Origin of the sequence: Variovorax sp. LG9.2 (assembly GCF_035018885.1) — a bacterium.
Taxonomy (GTDB): Bacteria; Pseudomonadota; Gammaproteobacteria; order Burkholderiales; family Burkholderiaceae_C; genus Variovorax.
On the sequence record NZ_JASJXB010000008.1, the window covers coordinates 37,679 to 57,631 of the forward strand.

The window sequence follows — 19,953 nt, forward strand, 5'->3', positions numbered from 1 at the left end:
CAATGCTCGACCACGCGACACACAAGACGCTCGCGCTCGCGCTGCACGAATCCGAACGCAACCGCGTGCAGGTCGAACATTTCTCCAAACGCTATCCGGCGATGGAGATCGCAGACAGCTACGCCATACAAAGGGAATGGGTCGCCCTCAAGCTGGCCGAAGGTCGCACCATCAAGGGCCACAAGATCGGCCTTACATCGCGCGCGATGCAGGTGTCTTCGAACATCACCGAGCCGGATTACGGCGCGTTGCTCGACGACATGTTCTTTCGCGAGGGTGCCGACATTCCGGCCGCACGATTCATTCTTCCGCGCGTCGAGGTCGAGCTCGCCTTCATGTTGCAGCGCGACCTGCGTGGCCCCAACGTCAGCATCTTCGACGTGCTCGCAGCGACCGACTACGTGGTGCCCGCCATCGAGATCATCGATGCGCGCATCGAGCAGGCCGATCGCATCACAAAAGTACCGCGCAAGGTGTTCGACACCATCGCAGACAACGCAGCCAATGCCGGCATCGTCATGGGCGGACGGCCGGTCAAACCCGATGCGGTCGACCTTCGCTGGTGTGGCGCCCTGCTCTACAAGAATGGGGTCATCGAAGAGTCGGGCCTGGCGGCTGCCGTGCTCAATCATCCGGCCAACGGCATCGTGTGGCTGGTCAACAAACTGGCAGAGCACGACGAAGGATTGAAGGCCGGCGAAGTCGTGCTGGCCGGCTCTTTCACGCGGCCCGTGGCCGCGGCGGCGGGCGATGTTTTTCACGCCGACTACGGCCCGCTCGGCGCCATCGCATTTCGATTCGTCTGAACCCGCCATGACATCCATGATCCACGTCGCGGGTATCCACGTCTCGCCCGACCACTACATCGACGGCCAGCGCGTCGCATCGACCGAAACCTTCGAGCTACGCTCGCCGATCGACCAGCGCGTGCTGGGCCATATCAGTGAAGGCAGCGATGCCCAGGTCGACGCCGCCATCACGGCAGCGCAGCGCGCATTCCCTGCCTGGGCCGCACTTGGCGCCGAAGGCCGCAAGCCCATCCTCGACCGCTTCGCCGACGAAATCGGCAAGCGTGCAGACGCCTTCTGCATGCTCGAATCGAACGATGCCGGCGTGCTGCTGTCGCGCATGAAGCATGGCGTCGTGCCACGCGCGATGCTCAACATCCGCTGGTTCGCCGAGCACGCACTGACGTTGCAAGACAGGCCGATCGATACCGAGCAGGCGACGCACATCGTGCGGCACGATGCGGCCGGCGTCGTCGCCATCATCACGCCGTGGAACGCGCCGCTGATGCTCACGACCTGGAAGCTCGGTCCGGCGCTGGCCGCGGGCAACACGGTCGTCGTCAAGCCGCCGGAATGGGCGCCGCTCACCTGCTCGATGCTGGCCGACGCGGCCCATGCGGCTGGCCTGCCGCCGGGTGTTCTCAACTTCGTGCAGGGCGCGGGCGCAACCACGGGCGCGCGTCTGGTGAGTGATCCGCGACTCGCGCGCGTTTCGTTCACGGGATCGGTCGGCACGGCCAAACGAATCGCGCAAGCCGCTGCGGCCAATCTCGTGCCATGCAGCCTCGAACTCGGCGGCAAGTCGCCCTTCATCGTGCTCGAAGATGCCGACCTCGACGGCGCGGCTGCGACGGGTGCGCTGATGTACCGCAACGCCGGTCAGGTGTGTCTCGCGGGCACCCGCTTTCTCGTCCACTCGAAGGTCGCCAACACCTTCGTCTCGCGCATGCGGGCGCATGTCGAACAGCTGACCGTCGGCGATCCGCGCGAGGCTGCAACGGAAGTCGGCCCCATCATTCATCCGCGCCAGGTCGAGCGCGTGAAAGCGTTCGTCGAACGTGCCGTAGCCGACGGCGCCGAGTTGCTGTGGGGCGGCGCAATGCATCCGTTCGGCGCGCAGTATTTCCAGCCGACCATGCTCACTCATGTGAAGCAGGATTCGGAGATCGTGCAGAACGAAGTCTTCGGCCCGGTGCTCACGCTGCAGACCTTCGACGACGACGCCGAGGTCATCGCGATGGCCAACGGAACCGACTACGGCCTCGGCGGTGTCTGCTACGGAGAGGTGGCGCATGCGACCGCCATTGCCATGCAGGTCGCGACCGGTTTCATCTGGGTCAACTCCTTCGGTATCCGCGATCTGGCGGCGCCGTTCGGCGGCATCAAGCGCTCCGGTGTCGGACGCGAAGGTGGCGACTGGAGCTTCGAATTTTTCTGCGACGTGAAAGACGTCGTGGTGCCGAAGAAGCCTTTCAAGGCCAGCTTCAGCCACCGTTGAAAGGAGAACGACATGGCACAGATCGTCGGCGCCGCACTGGTGTCGCACCACCCCGGCTTGATGCAGGACGACGACTTCCGCGTGAAGATGGGCGACGGCGCGGACTCGGACCTGATCGCTGGTTACCAGCGCCTGCGCGACCGCATCGACGCGGTACGGCCCGACACCTTCGTGCTGTTCGATACGCACTGGTTCACGACCGGCTATCACCTCATCGACGGCGGTGCGCACATGCAAGGCACCTACACATCCGACGAGATGCCCTGGTACCTGCACGGCCAGCACTACGACTACCGCGGATCGCCTGCGCTCGCGGAGCTCATCGAAGAGGTCGCGGTGGAACAGGGCGTGATGAGCAAGGCGATCTATGACGAAGCGTTGCCGCGGCACTACGCGACCATCAACGTGGTCAACAAGCTTGTGCACGGTGAGCGGGTGGTGTCTGTCAGCACCTGCCAGAACTGCCAGCCGCGCCACTACCTCGAGTCGGGCCGCGTTGTCGGCGAGGCGATCCGGCGCATGGGCGCCGACATCGGCGAGCGCGTGGTGCTGCTGGCTTCAGGGGCGCTGAGTCACAAGTTCAATGAGATCGACTGGGTGCAGAAACATCCGCGGATGTACCACGAGGCCAACGTGTCACGGCCATCGAACGTGGCGGCCGACAAGGAAGCGATCGCGCTGCTTGCGCAAGGACGGCACGACCTCGTCCTCGACCAATGGGACAGCAAGTTTCGCCCGCTGCCGTGGGAAGGTTTTGGCGGCCATTACCTGCAGATGATCGGTGCGCTCGGTGGCGCCGATTGCCGCAGCAAGGGGACCGCGTTGTCCGACTACGAGAACGCACGCGGTACCGGCAACGTCCACATGTGGTTCGACATCGAGACCACCGAGGCGAAGACAACGCAAGAGGCTTTGGCATGAGCAAGTACCTGCACGAATTTCCGTTCGCGGAACTGCCAGCGGTGATGCGCGGCCCGCGGGTCGAGCGCCGCCGTGTGCTGAGCCATGGCTCGCCATACTGGGGCACCGTGATCGACGGCGACACGCTGCGACTCGACGACGGTCGCGACGTCGCGCTGGCCGATGTCACGCACCTGCCACCGTGCGAGCCGACCAAGATCATCTGCGTGCACCTGTCGTACAGCTCGCGCGGCATGGAGACGCGCAACAAGGCCAAGCCGACGGAGACGCCGACCTATTTCACCAAGCCGCCGACCGCGATGAACGCGCACGGCGGTGAACTCGTGAAGCCTGCCGACTGCAGCTACCTCAACTACGAAGGCGAGCTCGCCGTCGTCATCGGCAAGGTATGCCGCAACGTGACGCCCGACGAAGCCTGGGACTACATGCTCGGCTTCGCACCGGCGCTCGACATGGGACTGCAGAACTTTCGCGACACCGACCAGGGCTCGATGCTGCGCGTGAAGGGCGCCGACGGGATGCTACCGATCGGCCCGGGCCTGGTGACCGGCGTCAACATCTTCGACCAGACCTTGCGCACCTACCGCAACGGCCTGCTCGTTCAGGAGGCCCACATCGGCGACGAGATGGTCTGGGGACCGCACTACATGGTGGCCGACATTGCACGCCACATCACGCTGATGCCCGGCGACGTGGTGCTGACCGGCACGCCGTGCCATTCACGATCGGTCGATCCGGGCGACACCGTCGAAGTGGACATCACGGGCATCGGGCGGCTGACCAGTCATGTGGTCGCGGGCTCGGTGCCACGCGCTTCTGCCCTCGGCGTCGGCCACGCACCGACCGATTCAGACGAAGTGCGGCGCGTGGCGATGGGTCACGATCCGCGGGTGCCGGATCGCTTCAAGGACAACTACCGGGCGGCGGCGCAAGTCCCCAACCGTTAGGCAGGCTCGGGTGCGGCAGGGGCAGCAGCGACTCTTGCTGAGCTTGCTCCGGTCGCTTGTGCTTCTTCAATGCCGTGGTTGCGACGCCTTCGCGCAATGCCGTCGCCAGCACCGGCACGGTGGTCGTCGCGTCGACACCCAACGCGCGCACGACGCACACGCCCGACACACCGCACGCGGCCGCCTCACTCACCTGCCCCGGCTGCAAGATGCCGCCAATCGCAACGACTGGCGCACCGGCCATGGCGTTCCACCAGCGCAGGTTGTCCAGCCCTTGCGGGCGCCACGGCATGTCTTTGGTGAGCGTCGGCCACACCGGCCCGCACGCCACGTAGCGCGGCGCCAGGGCACGGGTCCGGCACAGCTCCCACAGACTGTGCGAACTGATGCCGAGTGCGAGTCCACTGCGCAGCAGCTCGCCGCGACCCGCCTCACCCAGCGCCAGTAAGTCGTCCTGCCCGAGATGCACGCCGCTGGCGCCCAACTCCTGCGCCAGCGCCCAGTGGTCGTTGATGAACAACTCCGCCTTCGCCGCGCGGCAAGCCGCCACGCTGCGCGCGATTTCGTCGCGCAGCATCGCCGTCCAGCGCGCGTCGGGCGCTTGGGCTGGATTCGCGGCATCGAACAGCGGCGGCGTCTTGATGCGCAGTTGCACCGAGCGCACACCGGCGGCCAGCACCTGTCGCACGCGTTCGGCGCTGTCGACGATGGCGTAGAGACCCAGCAACGGATCGTCGCTGCGGCGTGGTGCCGCGAAGCAGGCCGCCTCGCCCCACGACATGCGCGGCAACAGCGCAGGGTCGGCGTGAAAGCCCGGCCGTGCGATCACAGGTCCTGCGCCGGTGCCTGCCGCATGACCGCTTTGGAGCGCCTGCGTGGTCGCCATCTTCGCAAGGACGAGCGCATCGGCCGCGACGTAGCCGAGTGCCAACGCTGCGGCAACACTGCTCGCGAAAGTGCAGCCGGTGCCGTGGTTGTGCGTCGTGTCGACACGCGGCGATGCGAGCCAGCCGGCGGCGTGCTCGGTGTCGATCCAGTCGAGTGCCTCACGCTGCGCACTCTGCACATGGTCCGTGCTGTCGCCGCCGGTAATGCAAGCCGCCGCAGCGCCGCACGCGCGCAGTCGTCGGGCGAGTGCCGGCACGTCGCTGCGGCCAGCGTCATCGCTATCGCCAAGGCCGCTGTCTTGCGCCTCCAACAAACGATGCGCCTCGCGCACGTTCGGCGTGACGACCGTGGCGCGCGGCAGCAGCAGCGCACGGTAGGCCTGCAACACGGCCGCGTCGGCGAACGGCGCGCCACTGCTGGCCGCCAGCACCGGGTCGACGACCAACCCGACCGGGTGATCGCGGCGCAGCCGGTCGATCCAGCGCGCCACGCATTCGATCTGCGCCACACCGCCCAGCAAACCGGTCTTGATGACCAGCGGCGGCATGTCGGCAGCGAGTGCTTCGAGTTGTGCGTCGAGCCACGCGACCGGCAGCGGCTCGATGCGCGCGACGCTGCGCGAGTTTTGCGCGGTGACAGCCGCCACCACCGGACACAGGTGCACGCCGAAGGCATCGGCGGCGCGCTGATCGGCTGCCAGCCCCGCGCCGCCGCCGCTGTCGGTGCCGGCGATGCTCCAGATCACCGGCGGCCTCATCGCGCGACCTCGCCGATCAGAAATGGTTGCCCACCCACCGGCGTGCTGGCGACCGCGAAGTCTTGCCGTGCCATGACGCCGGCTTGCCAGCCACCGCGCCCGGCCTCGACGGCATGCCGAAACGCACCGGCCATTCGCACCGGGTCGCGCGCTTGTGCGACCGCAGAATTCAACAGCACCGCGTCGAAGCCCATCTCCATCGCCAATGCCGCGTGCGAGGGCGCACCGAGGCCGGCGTCGACGATCAACGTCGCGTCGGGCAGCCGCTCGCGCAAGGTGCGCAGGGCCCAGGGGTTCAACAGCCCCTGCCCCGAGCCGATCGGCGCGCCCCACGGCATGAGCACGGCGCAACCCGCATCGAGCAATCGCCGGCAGGTGACGAGGTCGTCGGTGCAATACGGCCACACTACGAAGCCGTCGCGAACCAGCGTCTGTGCAGCGACCAGCAGTTCGGCCGGGTCGGGCTGCAGCGTGTGCTCGTCGCCCACGACCTCCAGCTTGATCCACCGGGTGTCGTACATCTCACGCGCCATGTGCGCCAGCGTGACCGCGTCGCGTGCGGTGCGACAGCCGGCGGTGTTGGGCAACAGGCGGGCGCCCTGTCGCAGCAGTGCCTCGCGCACGATCGTCATGAAGCCGTTGTCGCCACCGCCGCCATCCGTTCTTGCCATCGCCCGCTTCAGGCCGACGGTGACGACCTGCGTACCAGCGGCAGCGATGGCGTCGCGCAGCGTGTGCGGCGATGGATAGCCGGCCGTGCCGAGCAAGAAGCGGCTGCGCATCTGCACGCCATCGACCGTCCAGAAGTCGTCGGATGCAGTGGCGGCGGGTTGCGTGGGTTGTTCTGTCATCACAAGTCTCCCCGGCTCAGCCGCCGACGATGGGTTGAAAAAACAGCACGACATCACCGCTTTGCAGCACGCGCCGGTCGCGTTGTCCGCGCGGCACGAAGTCGCCGTTGATGGCCGTGCCCATGGCCAGCGGCGCGTGGCCCAGCGACTGCATCAATGCAGCCAGCGTCATGCCGGCAGCGACTTCGCGAGGTGCACCGTCGAGTTGCACGGTGATCGTTGCGATGGGCTTGCCGGTATGCATGTCGGTTTGGGTGGCGTCGGTCACGCGGTTCAGGTCGTTCATGTCAGTCATGTCGTTCATGCAGCAAGCGCCTCTTCCACCAACGCTGGCGCCAGCAGCCAGCCATGCCTGAACAGTCCGTTGATGCGCACCAGTCCGTCGCGCACTTCCACCACCGGCGCATGGTCCGGTAATGCGGGTCGCAGGTTACGGTCGAGCCGCAGGATGCGGGCTTCGGCGAGCGCGGGCAGGATGCTGTGCGCCGCGGCCATCAACTCGACCGCGCTTTGCAACGACACCGGCGAACGGTCTTCGCTTTCGATCTCGCTCGCGCCCACGACGACAACGTCACCGGGCCGCGGCACGACATAGACGCGGTGCCGAGGATGCAGCAGTCGGACGGGCCGCGTCAGCCCGAGTCCCGGCGCATGCAGCCAGACAGTTTCACCACGAACGCCGCGCACCGGCAAGGCGGGCCGCGCGCCCACGCCGCGCACGTCGAACACCGTGTCGAAGCGCTGCCAGCCGAGTCTCTCGACGTGCAGGGCGCCGGGCTCGAGGTCGGTCACGCGGCGCTGCCAACACCAGCGCACACCGGCCGCGCCGTCGTGCAGTGCCGCCATCGCGGCGGCAGCGTCGATCTGCGCTTCACCCGGCAGCAGCCATGCATGCGCCACGCTGGCGAGCGCCGGTTCGAGCGCTGCCAATGCGGCTGCATCGAGAGTCTCTGCCGGCATCAGCCCGGCGACTTCGTGGTTGCCAAGGCGGGCGAGCACGCGCTCGGCGCTGCCCTTGTCGGCGCGGTGCGCGAGCATCAGACTGCCGCGTTCCGCGAAGTGCGGCGGCCCCGGAAGCTGCCGCACGATGTCGCGCCAAAGCCCAATGGAACGCAGGCCCCGCACGGCGATGTCGGCGGTCGCGTTGTCGAGTTCGGCCAGCGGGCTCAACATGCCGGCCGCGGTGAAGCCGGCGGCACCCTGGCCGTTGAAGCGCGCTACCGCGTCGTCGGCCGGATCGAACACCGTCACCGCATGGCCGGCGCGCGACAGCTGCCAGGCGAGCAAGCGCCCGAGCAGCCCGGCACCGGCGATGCCCATGCTTTTGGCGTGCGCCATGGAAGGCGCCACTCAGGCCTGCGGCACGATCGGAATGTAGAGCTCGCCGCCGGCTGCCTTGAACTCGCTTGACTTGCTGGCCATGCCCGCATCGAGCGCCTGTGTTTCGGTCAGGCCGCGCAGTGCCGCGAACTCGCGCACCTCCTGCGTGATCTTCATCGAACAGAATTTCGGGCCGCACATGGAACAGAAGTGCGCGACCTTGCTGCTGTCTTTGGGCAAGGTCTCATCGTGGAATTCGCGAGCGGTGTCGGGGTCGAGACCGAGGTTGAACTGGTCCTGCCAACGAAAGTCGAAGCGCGCCTGCGACAGCGCATCGTCACGCGCCCGTGCGCCGGGATGGCCCTTGGCCACGTCGGCCGCGTGGGCTGCGATCTTGTAGGCGATGATTCCCTGCTTCACGTCGTCGCGGTCCGGCAGGCCCAGGTGTTCCTTGGGCGTGACGTAGCACAGCATGGCGGTGCCGGCCCAGCCGATCATGGCGGCGCCGATGGCGCTCGCGATGTGGTCGTAGCCCGGCGCGATGTCGATGGTCAGCGGCCCGAGTGTGTAGAACGGCGCTTCGTGACAGGTCTTCAACTGCTCGTCCATGTTGGCCTGGATCAAGTGCATCGGCACGTGGCCCGGTCCTTCGATCATGGTCTGCACGTCGTGCTTCCAGGCGATTTTGGTGAGCTCGCCCAGCGTGTGCAGTTCGGCAAACTGGGCCTCGTCGTTGGCATCCGATGCGCAGCCCGGGCGCAACGCATCGCCCAGCGAAAAGCTCACGTCGTAAGCCTTCATGATGTCGCAGATGTCTTCGAAGTGCGTGTAGAGAAAGCTTTCCTTGTGGTGCGTGATGCACCACTTGGCCATGATCGATCCGCCGCGCGACACGATGCCGGTACGCCGCCCCGCCGTCAGATGGATGAAGCCCAGGCGCAGTCCGGCATGGATGGTGAAGTAGTCGACGCCTTGTTCCGCCTGCTCGATCAGCGTGTCGCGGTAGATCTCCCAGGTGAGGTCTTCGGCCACGCCGTTCACCTTCTCGAGCGCCTGATAGATCGGCACGGTGCCGATCGGCACCGGGCTGTTGCGCACGATCCAGTCGCGCGTGGTGTGGATGTTGCGGCCGGTCGACAGGTCCATCACGTTGTCTGCGCCCCAACGGATCGACCACACCAGCTTTTCGACTTCTTCCTCGATGCTCGAGGTGACTGCCGAATTGCCGATGTTGGCGTTGATCTTGACCTTGAAGTTGCGCCCGATCGCCATCGGCTCGACTTCGGGATGGTTGATGTTGCCCGGGATGATGGCGCGGCCACGGGCCACTTCGTCGCGCACGAACTCGGGCGTGATGATCTTGGGAATGTTCGCGCCCATCGGGTTGCCGGCGAGGCGTTTTTCGCGCGCCGCATCGGCCATGTACGGCGCCATCCATTCGCGCTTGCCGTTCTCGCGCAACGCGACGTATTCCATCTCGGGCGTGACGATGCCGCGCCGCGCGTAGTGCATCTGCGTCACGTTGCCGCTCTGGCCGGCACCGGTGCGGGCGCGCCGTGGCGTGCGTTGCAACGAGGCGGCGCCGGCACGCAATTCGGCAATGCGCTGGGCATCGCGGTCGGCATGCGTCGCCCCGTCGTCCAGCGCCAGATGCAGGCGGCCTTCATAGCTTTCGGTGTCGCCGCGCTCGGCCACCCACATATCGCGCACGCTCGGCAGTCCGCGGCGCACGTCGATGTCGATCGTGGCATCGGTGTAAGGGCCGGAGGTGTCGTAGAGCGAGACGCGCTCGCCATTGGTTAACGCCACCTCGCGCACCGGCACGTTGAGGTCTGGGCGGCTGCCGGCGATGATGCCTTTGGTGGAAGCGGGAAAGGGTTCGCGGGTGAGCGCGAGAAGAGACGCGAACTTGTCGATGGCATTCATGCGGGGCACTCCTGGTTGCAAGACAACGGGTGCTCCGCGATGGCTCCGGGACAGCGCCCGTCATCGGCGGACGGGCACACAGGGGAGTCGCAGCTCTTCTTACGCTGGTATGAACCAGATCAAGTTCGCGGGTTCGGACTGACCATCTCAGCACGCGCTTGCGTGCACCCCGGAGCGGGGCCGATTCTGGGCATGGTGCGCGCGGAAGTCAACCAGCAATGCCCCGCCTGACGGTCTTCCACCGCAACGTTGGGGCGGTGAAAATAAGTCCTGCCCGGAGACCGCGAGACTGCACGGTGTCTCCTCAGTGACTTCTCAGTGATTGCGCTGTGGGCTGTTCAAGAAAAAACCATGACGACTTCAGCATCTCCCACACCGTACAAACGCGACTTCCCGACAGCGTTCGGCGCCATTCGCAAGCTGCTCGCCGATGGCAACGACACGACACAGGTGTTCGTCATCATGCGAGCGCTCAACGGCCCGGCACCGCGCCATAACTACGCTCGCTTGATGCACACGCCGGCTGGCAGAAAGCTTGCCTACCGCCGCGTCGAACTAGCGGAGCGATTCTCCGATCCGGCCTTCATCGCGAGCTTTGCGCCGGGCACCGTCGGCGCCGAGTACCGCGCGTTTCTTGAACGAACCGGATACAGCGCCGCCGGTCTGGCAGAGATATCCAATCTCAAACGTGAGCCGCTGGTCGAAGACCCTTACGCATGGAGCGCAAGGCGCACGCGCGACGTGCACGACATCTGGCACGTGCTCACCGGCTACAAGGCCGACGAGAGTCTGGGTGAAGCGGCGCTGGTCGCGTTCAGCTTCGCCCAATCGGGCGGACTGGGCTGGGCCTTTATTGCGTTGGCTGCCTCCTTGAAGAGTCTGCGCGTGACTGGAAATTCCGTGTTCGCGCGTGCGGTGATCGAAGGCTGGCGCAACGGCCGCAAGGCGGCGTGGCTACTGGGTGAAGACTACGAGTTGCTTTTGCACGAGCCGCTCCCCGCAGCGCGCGAACGCCTCGGCATCGCGCCTCCGACCCGCTATGTGTCGGCGCAAGGCGTGCTGGCCGAGCATCTCGCCTGATGGCGCTCGTTCGATGACGCCTATGCGGCGGCTGCCCGGCTCGGCGCTTCTCCTGGCCGCCGCATTGCTCGCGGGTTGTGGCAGTCAGCAAACTTCAGCGCCCCGCGCGCCACGCGCCGCGCTGTCATCGGAGCAAGCCAACGACATCGCGATCCATGCACTCGGTCTGGTCGGTACGCCCTATCGATATGGTGGCAATACGATCGAAGGCGGCTTCGATTGCAGCGGCCTCATCGGCTATGTCTACCGCTCCCGCATGGGCGCCACGCCGCCGCGCACGGTGGCGCAACTCTCCGACTTCGGCGATCCGGTAGCGACACGCGAACTCCGCTCCGGCGACATGGTGCTTTTCGGAAGCGGAAGGCCGACGCATGCCGGCATCTACGTCGGTGAAGGGCGCTTCGTGCATGCGCCTTCGACTGGTGGTGAAGTACGGCTCGACCGGCTCGACGGTCCTTACTGGTCGCGGCAGACGCTCAAGGTGCGGCGGCTTTGATGTGCGTCAAACCCGATGACATCGCTCGGCCGCAAGATCGCGCCAGACACTTGAGGATCGATCCATGTTCAAACGCATTCTTGTAGCCACCGACGGCTCTACGTTGTCGAAGAAGGCCGTGCGCGCTGCCATCACGCTGGCGGCGCTGCACGACGCGCAACTGGTCGCGCTGACCGTCGTGCCGCGCTATCCGACGAGCTACCTCGATGGCGCGATGGCGTTTTCTGCCGAGGAGATCGCAACCACCGAAAAGCGCTGGGCCGACTCCGCGCAAGCCGTGCTCGACGACATCGTTACGGCCGCCGAGGCCAAAGGCGTGGACATCAAGACCGCGACCATGAGTTCCGATCAGGTGGCCGAATCGGTGATCCGCGCGGCACGCAAGCATCGCAGCGAGCTGATCGTGATGGCATCCCATGGCCGCAAGGGGTTGAAGCGGTTGCTGCTGGGCAGCGAGACGCAGCATGTGCTCACGCACTCTTCTCTGCCGGTGCTGGTGCTGCGCTGAAGCTCATCTGAACATCAAGGAAGCAACCGCTGCCACAACGGCTTGCGCTTTGGCTCCAACGCCTCCAACGTCCCGTTGATGGTCGTGGCGCCGGCGAAGCGACGTCGCGCTTCCTCCTCGTGCGCTTGCGCCACATGACGTGCCCCCTCGTCGCCATGCATGACCGCGCGGCGCCAGTTCAAGGTGCGCGCGATGAGGTCTTGATCTGTGAGTTGGTCGGGTTGTGTCATGCCCGGATTGTCAGTTACATATTAGTTACAAATAGGGAACTTTCGCACGGCTGAGGGCTAAAAGCGGGCTGTGCGCCTCAGCGTCATTGCATCCGTGAATTACGCCACTCGCGCGGTGACCGACCGAAGCGCTCACGGAACGCGCGGCTGAAATGCGCGGCGTCGTTGAAGCCTCGCGCATAGGCGATTTCGCCTACGGGGCGCCCCGCCAGTCGTGGCTCGAGCAGGTCTTTGCTGCATGCTTCGAGCCGGCGTTCCCAGATGTATTGCGAGGCGGTGAGCGGCTCGCTCTTGAAGACCCGATGGATGTGGCTGGCCGACACACCGAGCTCGGCGGCCAGGCTGCTCACGGACAACGTCGGGTCGGCCAGTTGCTCGTCGATGCGGCGCTTCACGCGCGCCAAGTGATAGGCCGTCAGATTGCTGAGGCCGGGTGCGCGCGCCGCCGGCAAGGTCTGCAGACCCGCGACAAGAATGCTCTGCACGCCGTTGGCCACGGCGAGCGCTGAAGCCGGCTGCAAGGTGTCGATGTCTTCTCGCAGCGTCCGAATCATGCCGAGCAACAGGTGCCCGGCGCCTTCACGGCCGGACACCGTCGTGGCGGTCAGTGTTTCGGTGTTGCGCAGTTCGCTGCGCAGACGCTCGCCCGGCAGCTTGAGCACGATCTGCTCGAACGCATCGTCGAAGCGCAACTCGTAGGGCTGAGTGCTGTCGTACAGCGCAAAGTCGCCGGCCGACAGCACCGCGTCGCGGCCGTCTTGCCGCACCACCCCTTTGCCCTTCGCCTGGATGCTCACCAGAAAATAATCGTCCGACGAGCGCGCAATGTGGCCTGCGGTGCGTGTCACGTTCTGTGCGCTCGACGTCACCACCGACACGTCGAGGCTGGGCAGCGTGTGCTGCCGGATGCTGCCTTCGAAATTGCCTGCCTCGTCCGGGCGCACCGGATCGCATCCGAGCTGCACGTAGACGTTGCAGATCATGTCGGTCCAGTACGCGAGTCGCTGGTTGCGGGGAACCGCGTCGGTGCTGAGCAATTGATTCATGGATAAGTCCCGAAGTGCGCTCCAGAAGTGCGTTCTCGAAATGCGTTCTGCCACGCTGGAACAAGAACGCCGCGCGTGTCGGACAAAGTGTTTGCTGGCGGCGAACTTACGCTTCAAGCAACCCGCATGCCATCGCGCAAACCCGAAGCGCACGGCGCGGCCGATCCTTCCAACCCGCCAGGAGAAACCAACATGCCCCGTGCTGCCCATCCCAAGTTTCGCGTCGCTGCCGTGCAGGCGGCGCCGGTGTTCCTCGACCTCGACGGCACCATCGACAAGACCATCGACCTGATGGCCGACGCTGCCGCGCAAGGCGTCAAGCTCATCGCGTTTCCGGAGACCTGGCTGCCCGGCTATCCGTGGTGGATCTGGCTCGATTCACCAGCGTGGGGCATGCAGTTCGTGCAGCGCTACAACGACAACTCGCTGGTGGTCGGCTCACCCGACTTCGACCGGCTCCGCGATGCGGCGCGCAAGCACAAGATCTGGCTGTCCACAGGCTACAGCGAGAAAGCTGGCGGTAGCCTCTACATTGCGCAGATGCTGATCGACGACCAGGGCAACACGGTGCAGACGCGCCGCAAGCTCAAGCCCACGCACGTCGAGCGCACGGTGTTCGGCGAAGGCGACGGCTCCGACCTGACGGTGTGCGAAACAGCGATCGGCAATATCGGCTCGCTCTGCTGCTGGGAGCATCTGCAACCGCTCAGCAAGTACGCCATGTACGCGCAGAACGAGCAGATCCATTGCGGCGCATGGCCGAGCTTTTCTCTCTACCGCGGCGGCGCATACGCGCTTGGAGCCGAGGTCAACAACGCGGCAAGCCAGGTCTACGCGGCGGAAGGCCAGTGCTTCGTGATCGCACCCTGTGCCACCGTGTCGCCGGCGATGAGCGACCTGCTGTGCACCGACGCGGGCAAGAAGCAGATGCTGCTCACCGGAGGCGGCTTTGCGCTCATCTACGGCCCGGACGGCTCGCCAATGGGAACCAATCTCCCGGAAGACCAGGAAGGCCTGGTCATCGCCGACATCGACCTCGGAATGATCTCGCTCGCCAAGGCGGCGGGGGATCCGAGTGGGCACTACTCGCGACCCGACGTCACGCGCCTGCTGTTGAACAAGACACGGCGTGAGGCGGTGGTTTTCGAGCGGACGGCCGAGCGCGAATCGGGTGCGTTCGAGGTGGCTGCGCCGGTCGCCCCTTCGCCCGCCGTTGCCGCGGAATCCATCTTGCAGAGCGCGCGCGTCCCGCTCGCTGCCTGACCGGAACCGAGCCACGGAGCAACGCATGGAATCCGCCATCGCAGAGCATTTGAAGTGTCCGCGTACACGGCATCGCCGGGTCGAGGACGACTACGCACCGCCCTACCCCGATCGCATCGCCGCGTGTCGAGCACTACGAGACCATGTTCAACACGCCCGATCGCTTCGAAGGCGTCGGCATGGTCATGGGCGAACTCAGCGGCGAACTGCAGGAGCACGGCTACTGGGGCTCGATGCGCGACCGCATTCCACTGTCGCAGACCGATGCGATGTCGCCGTCGGGCTCGCGCGCGGTCGTGGCCGGAGCGCCGCTGCCAGGCCAGCGCGTTTGAGTCGCTGGTCACCAGAACATCGCGATGATCCGCTCCGGTCAGGAATGGACCGACACCGCGGGCACGGAACGCACGATGTATGTCGAAGAAATGGAGCCCGTGTTGCGCGAAGGCATGGACTTTCTGCGCGACCGGGGTTTGTCGATCGGCTGCTACAGCAACCGCTACATGACCCATCTCGACGCCGCGGGTGCGCCACTGCAAAAGTCGTTCGGTCTCAGCTATTGGCGGTCATTGGCAGACATGGAACGCTGGGCCGAATCGCATCCGACGCACGTGGCGATCTTCGGCGGCTTCATGCGCTACGTGCAGGCGCTCGAGTTCCAGGTCAAGCTGCGCGTGTATCACGAGGTCTCGGTTTTGAAGGCGGACGAGCAGCGCTACGAGTACATCAACTGCCATGCACGCACCGGACTCATGAACGGCTTGCAACATGCGAGTTGAGTAGACAACGAAAGGCCCGCCGTCTTGCGAGGGCGGGCCTTTCGATCAAGCGCCATTGCGGGCGCTGACATTCGGTTTAGCGCGTCGGCTTGAACGGAGCGCGCTTGGCAGCTTCACGAGGAACGAACACCTTGCCGGCACCACCGTGGCCTGCACCATGACCAGCGCTTGCGCCGCGGGGCGCGAAGCCCTCGCTGCGACCACCGCCAGCACCACCGCGCGGTGCGCCGTCGCCGAATCCGGGCTTGCGACCGTAGCCGCCGCCTTCTTCGCGAGCGCCACCACCGAAGCCGGCATTGTTACCGCCGCCGAAGCCGCTGTTGCCGCCACTGTTGCCCTGGTAGTTGCCACGCGGGCCCGGTGCGCTCGGACCACGCGGAGCGCGGTCGTTGAAGCCGGTCGCACCAGCGTAGTTGCTGCTGCCGCCACCAAAGCCGCCGCCATTGCCGCCGAAGCCACCACGATGGCCGCCAGCGCCACCACCGCCGCCGAACTTGCGGTCACGCGAATGGTTGTCACGGCTGTCGCGGGCACCGCCGCGGAACTCGCCCATCGGCGGGCGCGATTGCGGCATGCGCTGTTGCGGTTCCAAGCCGGGAATCGTCTCGGAGTTGAACTGCTGACGGCTGTACTGCTCGATGTCCATGATCTTGCGGCGATCGCGGAATTCGGCGAACGTGATGGCCAAACCATCGCGCCCTGCACGGCCGGTACGACCGATGCGGTGGGTGTAATCCTCGGCCTTCATCGGCAAGCCGAAGTTGAAGACGTGGGTGATCGTCGGCACGTCGATGCCGCGTGCGGCCACGTCCGTTGCCACCAGGATCTGCACCTGGCCCTGGCGCAGTGCCATCAGGCGACGATTGCGCAGGCCCTGGCTCAGCGCGCCATGCAATGCCACGGCGCTGAAGCCGGTTTGCTGCAGGTCGGCGGCGAGGCCGTCGCACTCGACTTGCGTGCTGGCGAACACGATCGCCTGGTTGATGGTGGTGTCACGCAACCAATGGTCGAGCAGCTTGCGCTTGTGCTGGCTGTTGTCGGCCCAGAACAGCACTTGCTTGATGTTCGCGTGCTTTTCTTGCGGGCTGTCGATGGTGATGCGCTGGGGTTCGCGCATCACGCGCTGGGCCAGTTGCTGAATGCGCGGCGCGAAAGTCGCGCTGAACATCATCGTTTGCTGACGCCCGATCGTGAGCTGGTTCACTTCTGCGAGATCGTCGGAAAAACCGAGGTCAAGCATGCGGTCGGCTTCGTCGACGACCAGGAACTTGACCTGATCGAGCTTGATTTGCATCGAGCGCTGCAGGTCGAGCAAACGACCCGGCGTAGCGACGACGAGGTCGGCGTTCTGCAGCTTGGCGATCTGCAACTGGTAGGGCATGCCGCCCACCACGTTGGCGATGCGCAGGCCGCGGCAATGCTTGACCAGCTCGATGGCGTCGTGTGCGACCTGCTGCGCGAGTTCGCGCGTCGGGCACAGGATCAAGGCGCCTGGCGTGGCAGCCTTGAAGTTGCGGTTGCTGGTCGGGTCTTTGCGCTTCGGCTTCTTGAGCGGCGCTTCACCGCGGGCAGCAGCTTCAGCGGCCTGGCGCTGAAACTCGGCCTTGGCTTCGGCTTCGGCCTCTGCCTGGCGCTTGAGCAGCGTGTGCAGCACAGGCAGCAGGAAAGCGGCGGTCTTGCCGCTGCCGGTCTGGCTCGACACCATCAGGTCGACGAAACGTGCAGCGCCGTTTTGATCGACATCGCCACCCATGGCGAGCGGAATGACCTTGTCTTGCACCGTGGTCGGCTGGGTGAAGCCCAGGTCGGCGACGGCGGCGATCAGTTCAGGTGCGAGGCCGAGACGGACGAAGCCGTTCGGCAGCGCAGGCGCTTCCACGATTGCTTCATCAGCAGCGGTAGCGATTTCGTTGTTTGGTTCGACATCCGACGCAACTGCGTCGAGTGCTTCCAGGATGGGTGCTTCCGACACGGCGTCGGGAGCAACGGAAAATTCAGTGGATTGCACAGGCGCGAATTCGCCCTGCGCTTCAAAAGCGTCGGTCATGATTCAATCTTCATACGCGAGCGCTGCCGTAAGCGGCGCTCCGTTGGTGGTTAAAAACATCAACCATCCAACGACATTCAGCAGAGGCTTTCGCCAGGGCTGCGGCCTTTTTGATTTGCAGCCGGAACCAGAGAAACTGGTTACCGAAAGCAATCGGGCGCGGTGTGCAAGACAGGGAGATGCAAGAGACGCTGCCGTTGCCACCAAAGGCTCACCGCAGCGAAGCCATCGATTATCGCATGGCTCCGGGTTTTTACCTAATCGTCAGTCGGTCAAACGCAGAAAGGTGGTGCGGTAATGCGCCAGCTCTTCGATCGACTCGTGCACGTCGGCCAAAGCGGTGTGCGCTTGCTGCTTCTTGAAGCTGCTGTACGCACTCGGCTTCCAGCGCTTGGCCAGTTCCTTCAACGTGCTGACATCAAGGTTGCGGTAGTGAAAGTACGCCTCGAGCTTCGGCATGTACTTGACCAGAAACCGCCGGTCCTGACCGATGGTGTTGCCGCACATCGGCGAGCTGGTCTTGGGAATGTATTTAGAGATGAACTCGAGCATCTGCTGCTCGGCCGCCGCTTCGTCGAGCGTCGACGCTTTCACCTTGTCGACCAGGCCGCTACGGCCATGCGTGCCTTTGTTCCACGCATCCATGGCGTCGAGCACTTCGTCGGTCTGGTGAATGACCAGCACGGGGCCTTCGATCCGAGGCGTCAGATCAGGACCGGTGACGACAACGGCGATCTCGAGCAAGCGCTCTTTTTCCGGATCGAGGCCGCTCATCTCGCAATCGAGCCAGACCAGGTTCAGGTCGCTCTTTTTAAGCGTTACGGGCGCTGCGGCGGACGTCGGTGTCGCAGTTGCAGCAGTGGTCGGAGCACCAGTCGAATCAGTAGGTTCAGGCATCGGGGGATTGTCACCGATGACCTGCGAGGCGCAGGTGCGGGGACTAAACTCGTGGCCCATGTCCTCATCGATGATCTTTACTGTCGCCTTCGCCGCTGCGCTGGTTGCCGGCCTGCTCGTGAAGTTCTGGCTCGCCTCACGGCAGATGCGCCACGTCGCCCGGCACCGCAACAACGTGCCGACGCCGTTCGCTCAAACCATCAGCCTCGCGGCGCACCAGAAAGCGGCCGACTACACCATCGCCAAGTCGCGCTTCGGCTTGATCGAAATGGCGTGGGGCGCCGTAATTTTGCTGGGCTGGACGCTGCTCGGTGGCCTCGATGTGGTCAACAAGCTGCTGCTCGCTTGGCTTGGCGGCGGCATGACCCAGCAATTGGCGCTGCTCGTCGCGTTCGCGGCGATCGGTGGCTTGCTCGAACTGCCCTTCACGCTCTGGCAAACCTTCAGGTTGGAAGAGCGCTTCGGCTTCAACAAGATGACGCTCAAGCTGTGGCTGGCCGATGCAGTGAAGTCGACGGTGCTGGGCACGGTGATCGGCCTGCCCATCGCTGCGTTGATCCTCTGGCTGATGGGCGCAGCCGGCACCTTCTGGTGGCTTTGGGCCTGGTGCGCGTGGATGGGTTTTAACCTGCTGCTCATGCTGATCTACCCCAGCTTCATCGCGCCGCTCTTCAACAAGTTCAAGCCGCTCGACGACCCCACGCTGCAGGCGCGCGTGACCGCGTTGATGAAGCGTTGCGGCTTCGCGGCCAAAGGCCTGTTCGTGATGGACGGCAGCACGCGCAGCGCGCATGCCAACGCGTACTTCACCGGCTTTGGTGCAAGCAAGCGCGTTGTGTTCTACGACACATTGCTACGCCAGCTGAGCGCCTCCGAGGTCGAGGCCGTGCTCGCACACGAACTCGGACACTTCAAGCACAAGCACATCGTGAAGCGACTGGTCGCCATGTTCGCCTTGAGCCTCGCAGGCTTCGCGTTGCTGGGTTTGGTCTCGTTGCAGAGCTGGTTCTTTGCCGGTCTGGGCGTGCAGCCCAACATGGGTTCGCCCAACAGCGCGTTGGCCCTGCTGCTTTTCATGATCGCTGTGCCGGTCTTCGGCTTCTTCGTGGCGCCGCTGTCGGCACGCCTGTCGCGCAAGCACGAGTTCGAAGCCGACGCGTATGCCGTCTCGCAAAGCAGTGGCGCCGACCTGTCTGCCGCACTGCTCAAGCTCTATCAGGACAACGCCTCGACGCTCACGCCTGACCCGGTGTTCGTCAAGTTCTACTATTCGCATCCGCCCGCCTCCGAGCGCCTGCAACGCATGGCGCTCGTGCCGGCAACAGCCTGACCCTGAAAGCGCACCATGAGCAACAGCATGTTCAAACCCAAAGATTGGAAAGTCTTGCCGCGCAGAGCATTGACTGCGACCGAGATCGTCGCCAGCCTGTCGAAGCTCGCCGGCTGGAAGCTGAGCGGCGACGGCGCGGATGTTGTCATCGAAAAGACGTACAGCTTCAATAACTACTTCGAGACGATGGCGTTCGTGAATGCGCTGGCCCTCATCGCCCACATGCAAGACCATCACCCCGATCTGTCGGTGCACTACAACCGATGCGTGGTGCGCTTCAACACACATGACGTGAGCGGGCTTTCAGCTACCGACTTCGACTGCGCCCGCCAAGCCGATGCGCTGCTGTCGACCGCTTCCACCGCATGAGAATTGCTGCATGAG

19 protein-coding genes, 1 pseudogene and 1 riboswitch are annotated in these 19,953 nt (G+C 65.0%); of the genes and pseudogenes, 11 read left to right on the forward strand and 9 right to left on the reverse strand.

Annotated features, from left to right (window positions below):
* The first annotated feature begins 2 nt into the window (after window positions 1-2).
* The 4 genes from hpaH to QN413_RS10445 are packed head-to-tail and all read left to right on the forward strand — an operon-like array spanning window position 3 to window position 4,154.
* Window positions 3-806 (forward strand): 2-oxo-hept-4-ene-1,7-dioate hydratase, encoded by an 804-nt coding sequence (gene hpaH, locus QN413_RS10430; RefSeq protein ID WP_323496550.1) that lies wholly within the window; start codon window positions 3-5, stop codon window positions 804-806.
* A 7-nt stretch (window positions 807-813) separates the two neighbouring features.
* Entirely contained in the window at window positions 814-2,286 is a 1,473-nt protein-coding gene (locus QN413_RS10435; protein WP_323496551.1) for an aldehyde dehydrogenase family protein, read from the forward strand.
* A 12-nt stretch (window positions 2,287-2,298) separates the two neighbouring features.
* Window positions 2,299-3,207, forward strand: coding sequence for an extradiol ring-cleavage dioxygenase (locus QN413_RS10440; protein WP_323496552.1), 909 nt, complete (start codon window positions 2,299-2,301; stop codon window positions 3,205-3,207).
* Window positions 3,204-4,154 (forward strand): fumarylacetoacetate hydrolase family protein, encoded by a 951-nt coding sequence (locus tag QN413_RS10445; protein ID WP_323496553.1) that lies wholly within the window; start codon window positions 3,204-3,206, stop codon window positions 4,152-4,154. Before QN413_RS10440 ends, QN413_RS10445 begins: the two co-directional genes overlap by 4 nt.
* Here QN413_RS10445 and QN413_RS10450 read toward each other — a convergent pair.
* Genes QN413_RS10450 through thiC form a run of 5 tightly spaced genes read right to left on the reverse strand, consistent with a single transcriptional unit; the run spans window position 4,111 to window position 9,896 of the window.
* On the reverse strand, window positions 4,111-5,799 hold the full coding sequence (locus tag QN413_RS10450; RefSeq protein ID WP_323496555.1) for a bifunctional hydroxymethylpyrimidine kinase/phosphomethylpyrimidine kinase: 1,689 nt from the start codon (window positions 5,797-5,799) through the stop codon (window positions 4,111-4,113). The two genes, QN413_RS10445 and QN413_RS10450, sit on opposite strands and share 44 nt — an antisense overlap.
* Complete coding sequence (locus QN413_RS10455) at window positions 5,796-6,650, reverse strand: thiazole synthase (RefSeq protein WP_323496556.1); 855 nt, start codon at window positions 6,648-6,650, stop codon at window positions 5,796-5,798. Before QN413_RS10455 ends, QN413_RS10450 begins: the two co-directional genes overlap by 4 nt.
* A gap of 16 nt (window positions 6,651-6,666) precedes the next feature.
* On the reverse strand, window positions 6,667-6,954 hold the full coding sequence (gene thiS, locus QN413_RS10460) for a sulfur carrier protein ThiS (RefSeq protein WP_323496557.1): 288 nt from the start codon (window positions 6,952-6,954) through the stop codon (window positions 6,667-6,669).
* The gene (locus tag QN413_RS10465) at window positions 6,951-7,988 is read right to left on the reverse strand and encodes an FAD-dependent oxidoreductase (RefSeq protein WP_323496558.1); all 1,038 of its coding nucleotides are present in this window, start codon (window positions 7,986-7,988) and stop codon (window positions 6,951-6,953) included. The genes thiS and QN413_RS10465 overlap by 4 nt, the downstream gene beginning before the upstream one ends.
* Before the next feature lie 12 nt (window positions 7,989-8,000).
* Window positions 8,001-9,896 carry a phosphomethylpyrimidine synthase ThiC gene (gene thiC / locus QN413_RS10470; RefSeq protein ID WP_323496559.1) on the reverse strand — a complete coding sequence of 632 codons (1,896 nt, stop codon included), beginning with the start codon at window positions 9,894-9,896 and terminating at the stop codon, window positions 8,001-8,003.
* A 79-nt stretch (window positions 9,897-9,975) separates the two neighbouring features.
* A riboswitch (TPP riboswitch) is annotated at window positions 9,976-10,078 on the reverse strand.
* Window positions 10,079-10,247: 169 nt separating this feature from the next.
* Here thiC and QN413_RS10475 point away from each other — a divergent pair.
* From QN413_RS10475 to QN413_RS10485, 3 genes are all read left to right on the forward strand, one after another.
* Window positions 10,248-10,976 (forward strand): Coq4 family protein, encoded by a 729-nt coding sequence (locus QN413_RS10475; protein ID WP_323496560.1) that lies wholly within the window; start codon window positions 10,248-10,250, stop codon window positions 10,974-10,976.
* Window positions 10,977-10,998: 22 nt separating this feature from the next.
* Window positions 10,999-11,472 carry a C40 family peptidase gene (locus tag QN413_RS10480; protein WP_323496710.1) on the forward strand — a complete coding sequence of 158 codons (474 nt, stop codon included), beginning with the start codon at window positions 10,999-11,001 and terminating at the stop codon, window positions 11,470-11,472.
* Window positions 11,473-11,536: 64 nt separating this feature from the next.
* Window positions 11,537-11,980, forward strand: coding sequence for a universal stress protein (locus tag QN413_RS10485; protein WP_323496561.1), 444 nt, complete (start codon window positions 11,537-11,539; stop codon window positions 11,978-11,980).
* Between the two features lie 14 nt (window positions 11,981-11,994).
* On the opposite strand, the gene QN413_RS10490 is transcribed toward QN413_RS10485, so the two are convergent.
* Together QN413_RS10490 and QN413_RS10495 are read right to left on the reverse strand one after the other, a co-directional pair.
* On the reverse strand, window positions 11,995-12,210 hold the full coding sequence (locus QN413_RS10490) for a hypothetical protein (protein WP_187052642.1): 216 nt from the start codon (window positions 12,208-12,210) through the stop codon (window positions 11,995-11,997).
* Window positions 12,211-12,293: 83 nt separating this feature from the next.
* Window positions 12,294-13,256, reverse strand: a complete 963-nt coding sequence (locus QN413_RS10495; RefSeq protein ID WP_323496562.1) for a helix-turn-helix domain-containing protein — start codon at window positions 13,254-13,256, stop codon at window positions 12,294-12,296.
* Window positions 13,257-13,448: 192 nt separating this feature from the next.
* On the opposite strand from QN413_RS10495, the gene QN413_RS10500 reads away from it, so the two are divergent.
* Window positions 13,449-14,519, forward strand: a complete 1,071-nt coding sequence (locus QN413_RS10500) for a carbon-nitrogen hydrolase family protein (protein ID WP_323496711.1) — start codon at window positions 13,449-13,451, stop codon at window positions 14,517-14,519.
* Window positions 14,520-14,662: 143 nt separating this feature from the next.
* Window positions 14,663-15,295, forward strand: a pseudogene (locus QN413_RS10505) (phenylacetaldoxime dehydratase family protein).
* A 76-nt stretch (window positions 15,296-15,371) separates the two neighbouring features.
* On the opposite strand, the gene QN413_RS10510 reads toward QN413_RS10505, so the two are convergent.
* Together QN413_RS10510 and orn are read right to left on the reverse strand one after the other, a co-directional pair.
* Complete coding sequence (locus QN413_RS10510) at window positions 15,372-17,342, reverse strand: DEAD/DEAH box helicase (RefSeq protein ID WP_323496563.1); 1,971 nt, start codon at window positions 17,340-17,342, stop codon at window positions 15,372-15,374.
* 264 nt (window positions 17,343-17,606) lie between these two features.
* Window positions 17,607-18,239, reverse strand: coding sequence for an oligoribonuclease (gene orn, locus QN413_RS10515; protein ID WP_323496564.1), 633 nt, complete (start codon window positions 18,237-18,239; stop codon window positions 17,607-17,609).
* A 58-nt stretch (window positions 18,240-18,297) separates the two neighbouring features.
* Here orn and QN413_RS10520 point away from each other — a divergent pair, with 58 nt between their 5' ends.
* The gene (locus tag QN413_RS10520; protein WP_323496565.1) at window positions 18,298-19,569 is read left to right on the forward strand and encodes a M48 family metallopeptidase; all 1,272 of its coding nucleotides are present in this window, start codon (window positions 18,298-18,300) and stop codon (window positions 19,567-19,569) included.
* 27 nt (window positions 19,570-19,596) lie between these two features.
* Window positions 19,597-19,938 carry a 4a-hydroxytetrahydrobiopterin dehydratase gene (locus tag QN413_RS10525; protein ID WP_323496566.1) on the forward strand — a complete coding sequence of 114 codons (342 nt, stop codon included), beginning with the start codon at window positions 19,597-19,599 and terminating at the stop codon, window positions 19,936-19,938.
* Window positions 19,939-19,953: the final 15 nt, after the last annotated feature.

Bases quoted from the DNA above. Each gene is read 5' to 3' on its own strand.
- QN413_RS10490 (WP_187052642.1), bottom strand. From the start codon at position 12,210: ATGACACAACCCGACCAACTCACAGATCAAGACCTCATCGCGCGCACC.
- thiS (WP_323496557.1), bottom strand. From the start codon at position 6,954: ATGAACGACATGACTGACATGAACGACCTGAACCGCGTGACCGACGCC.
- QN413_RS10450 (WP_323496555.1), bottom strand. From the start codon at position 5,799: ATGAGGCCGCCGGTGATCTGGAGCATCGCCGGCACCGACAGCGGCGGC.
- QN413_RS10480 (WP_323496710.1), top strand. From the start codon at position 10,999: ATGCGGCGGCTGCCCGGCTCGGCGCTTCTCCTGGCCGCCGCATTGCTC.
- thiC (WP_323496559.1), bottom strand. From the start codon at position 9,896: ATGAATGCCATCGACAAGTTCGCGTCTCTTCTCGCGCTCACCCGCGAA.
- QN413_RS10455 (WP_323496556.1), bottom strand. From the start codon at position 6,650: ATGACAGAACAACCCACGCAACCCGCCGCCACTGCATCCGACGACTTC.
- QN413_RS10525 (WP_323496566.1), top strand. From the start codon at position 19,597: ATGTTCAAACCCAAAGATTGGAAAGTCTTGCCGCGCAGAGCATTGACT.
- QN413_RS10495 (WP_323496562.1), bottom strand. From the start codon at position 13,256: ATGAATCAATTGCTCAGCACCGACGCGGTTCCCCGCAACCAGCGACTC.
- orn (WP_323496564.1), bottom strand. From the start codon at position 18,239: ATGCCTGAACCTACTGATTCGACTGGTGCTCCGACCACTGCTGCAACT.
- QN413_RS10520 (WP_323496565.1), top strand. From the start codon at position 18,298: ATGTCCTCATCGATGATCTTTACTGTCGCCTTCGCCGCTGCGCTGGTT.
- QN413_RS10445 (WP_323496553.1), top strand. From the start codon at position 3,204: ATGAGCAAGTACCTGCACGAATTTCCGTTCGCGGAACTGCCAGCGGTG.
- hpaH (WP_323496550.1), top strand. From the start codon at position 3: ATGCTCGACCACGCGACACACAAGACGCTCGCGCTCGCGCTGCACGAA.
- QN413_RS10510 (WP_323496563.1), bottom strand. From the start codon at position 17,342: ATGACCGACGCTTTTGAAGCGCAGGGCGAATTCGCGCCTGTGCAATCC.
- QN413_RS10440 (WP_323496552.1), top strand. From the start codon at position 2,299: ATGGCACAGATCGTCGGCGCCGCACTGGTGTCGCACCACCCCGGCTTG.
- QN413_RS10435 (WP_323496551.1), top strand. From the start codon at position 814: ATGACATCCATGATCCACGTCGCGGGTATCCACGTCTCGCCCGACCAC.
- QN413_RS10465 (WP_323496558.1), bottom strand. From the start codon at position 7,988: ATGGCGCACGCCAAAAGCATGGGCATCGCCGGTGCCGGGCTGCTCGGG.
- QN413_RS10485 (WP_323496561.1), top strand. From the start codon at position 11,537: ATGTTCAAACGCATTCTTGTAGCCACCGACGGCTCTACGTTGTCGAAG.
- QN413_RS10500 (WP_323496711.1), top strand. From the start codon at position 13,449: ATGCCCCGTGCTGCCCATCCCAAGTTTCGCGTCGCTGCCGTGCAGGCG.
- QN413_RS10475 (WP_323496560.1), top strand. From the start codon at position 10,248: ATGACGACTTCAGCATCTCCCACACCGTACAAACGCGACTTCCCGACA.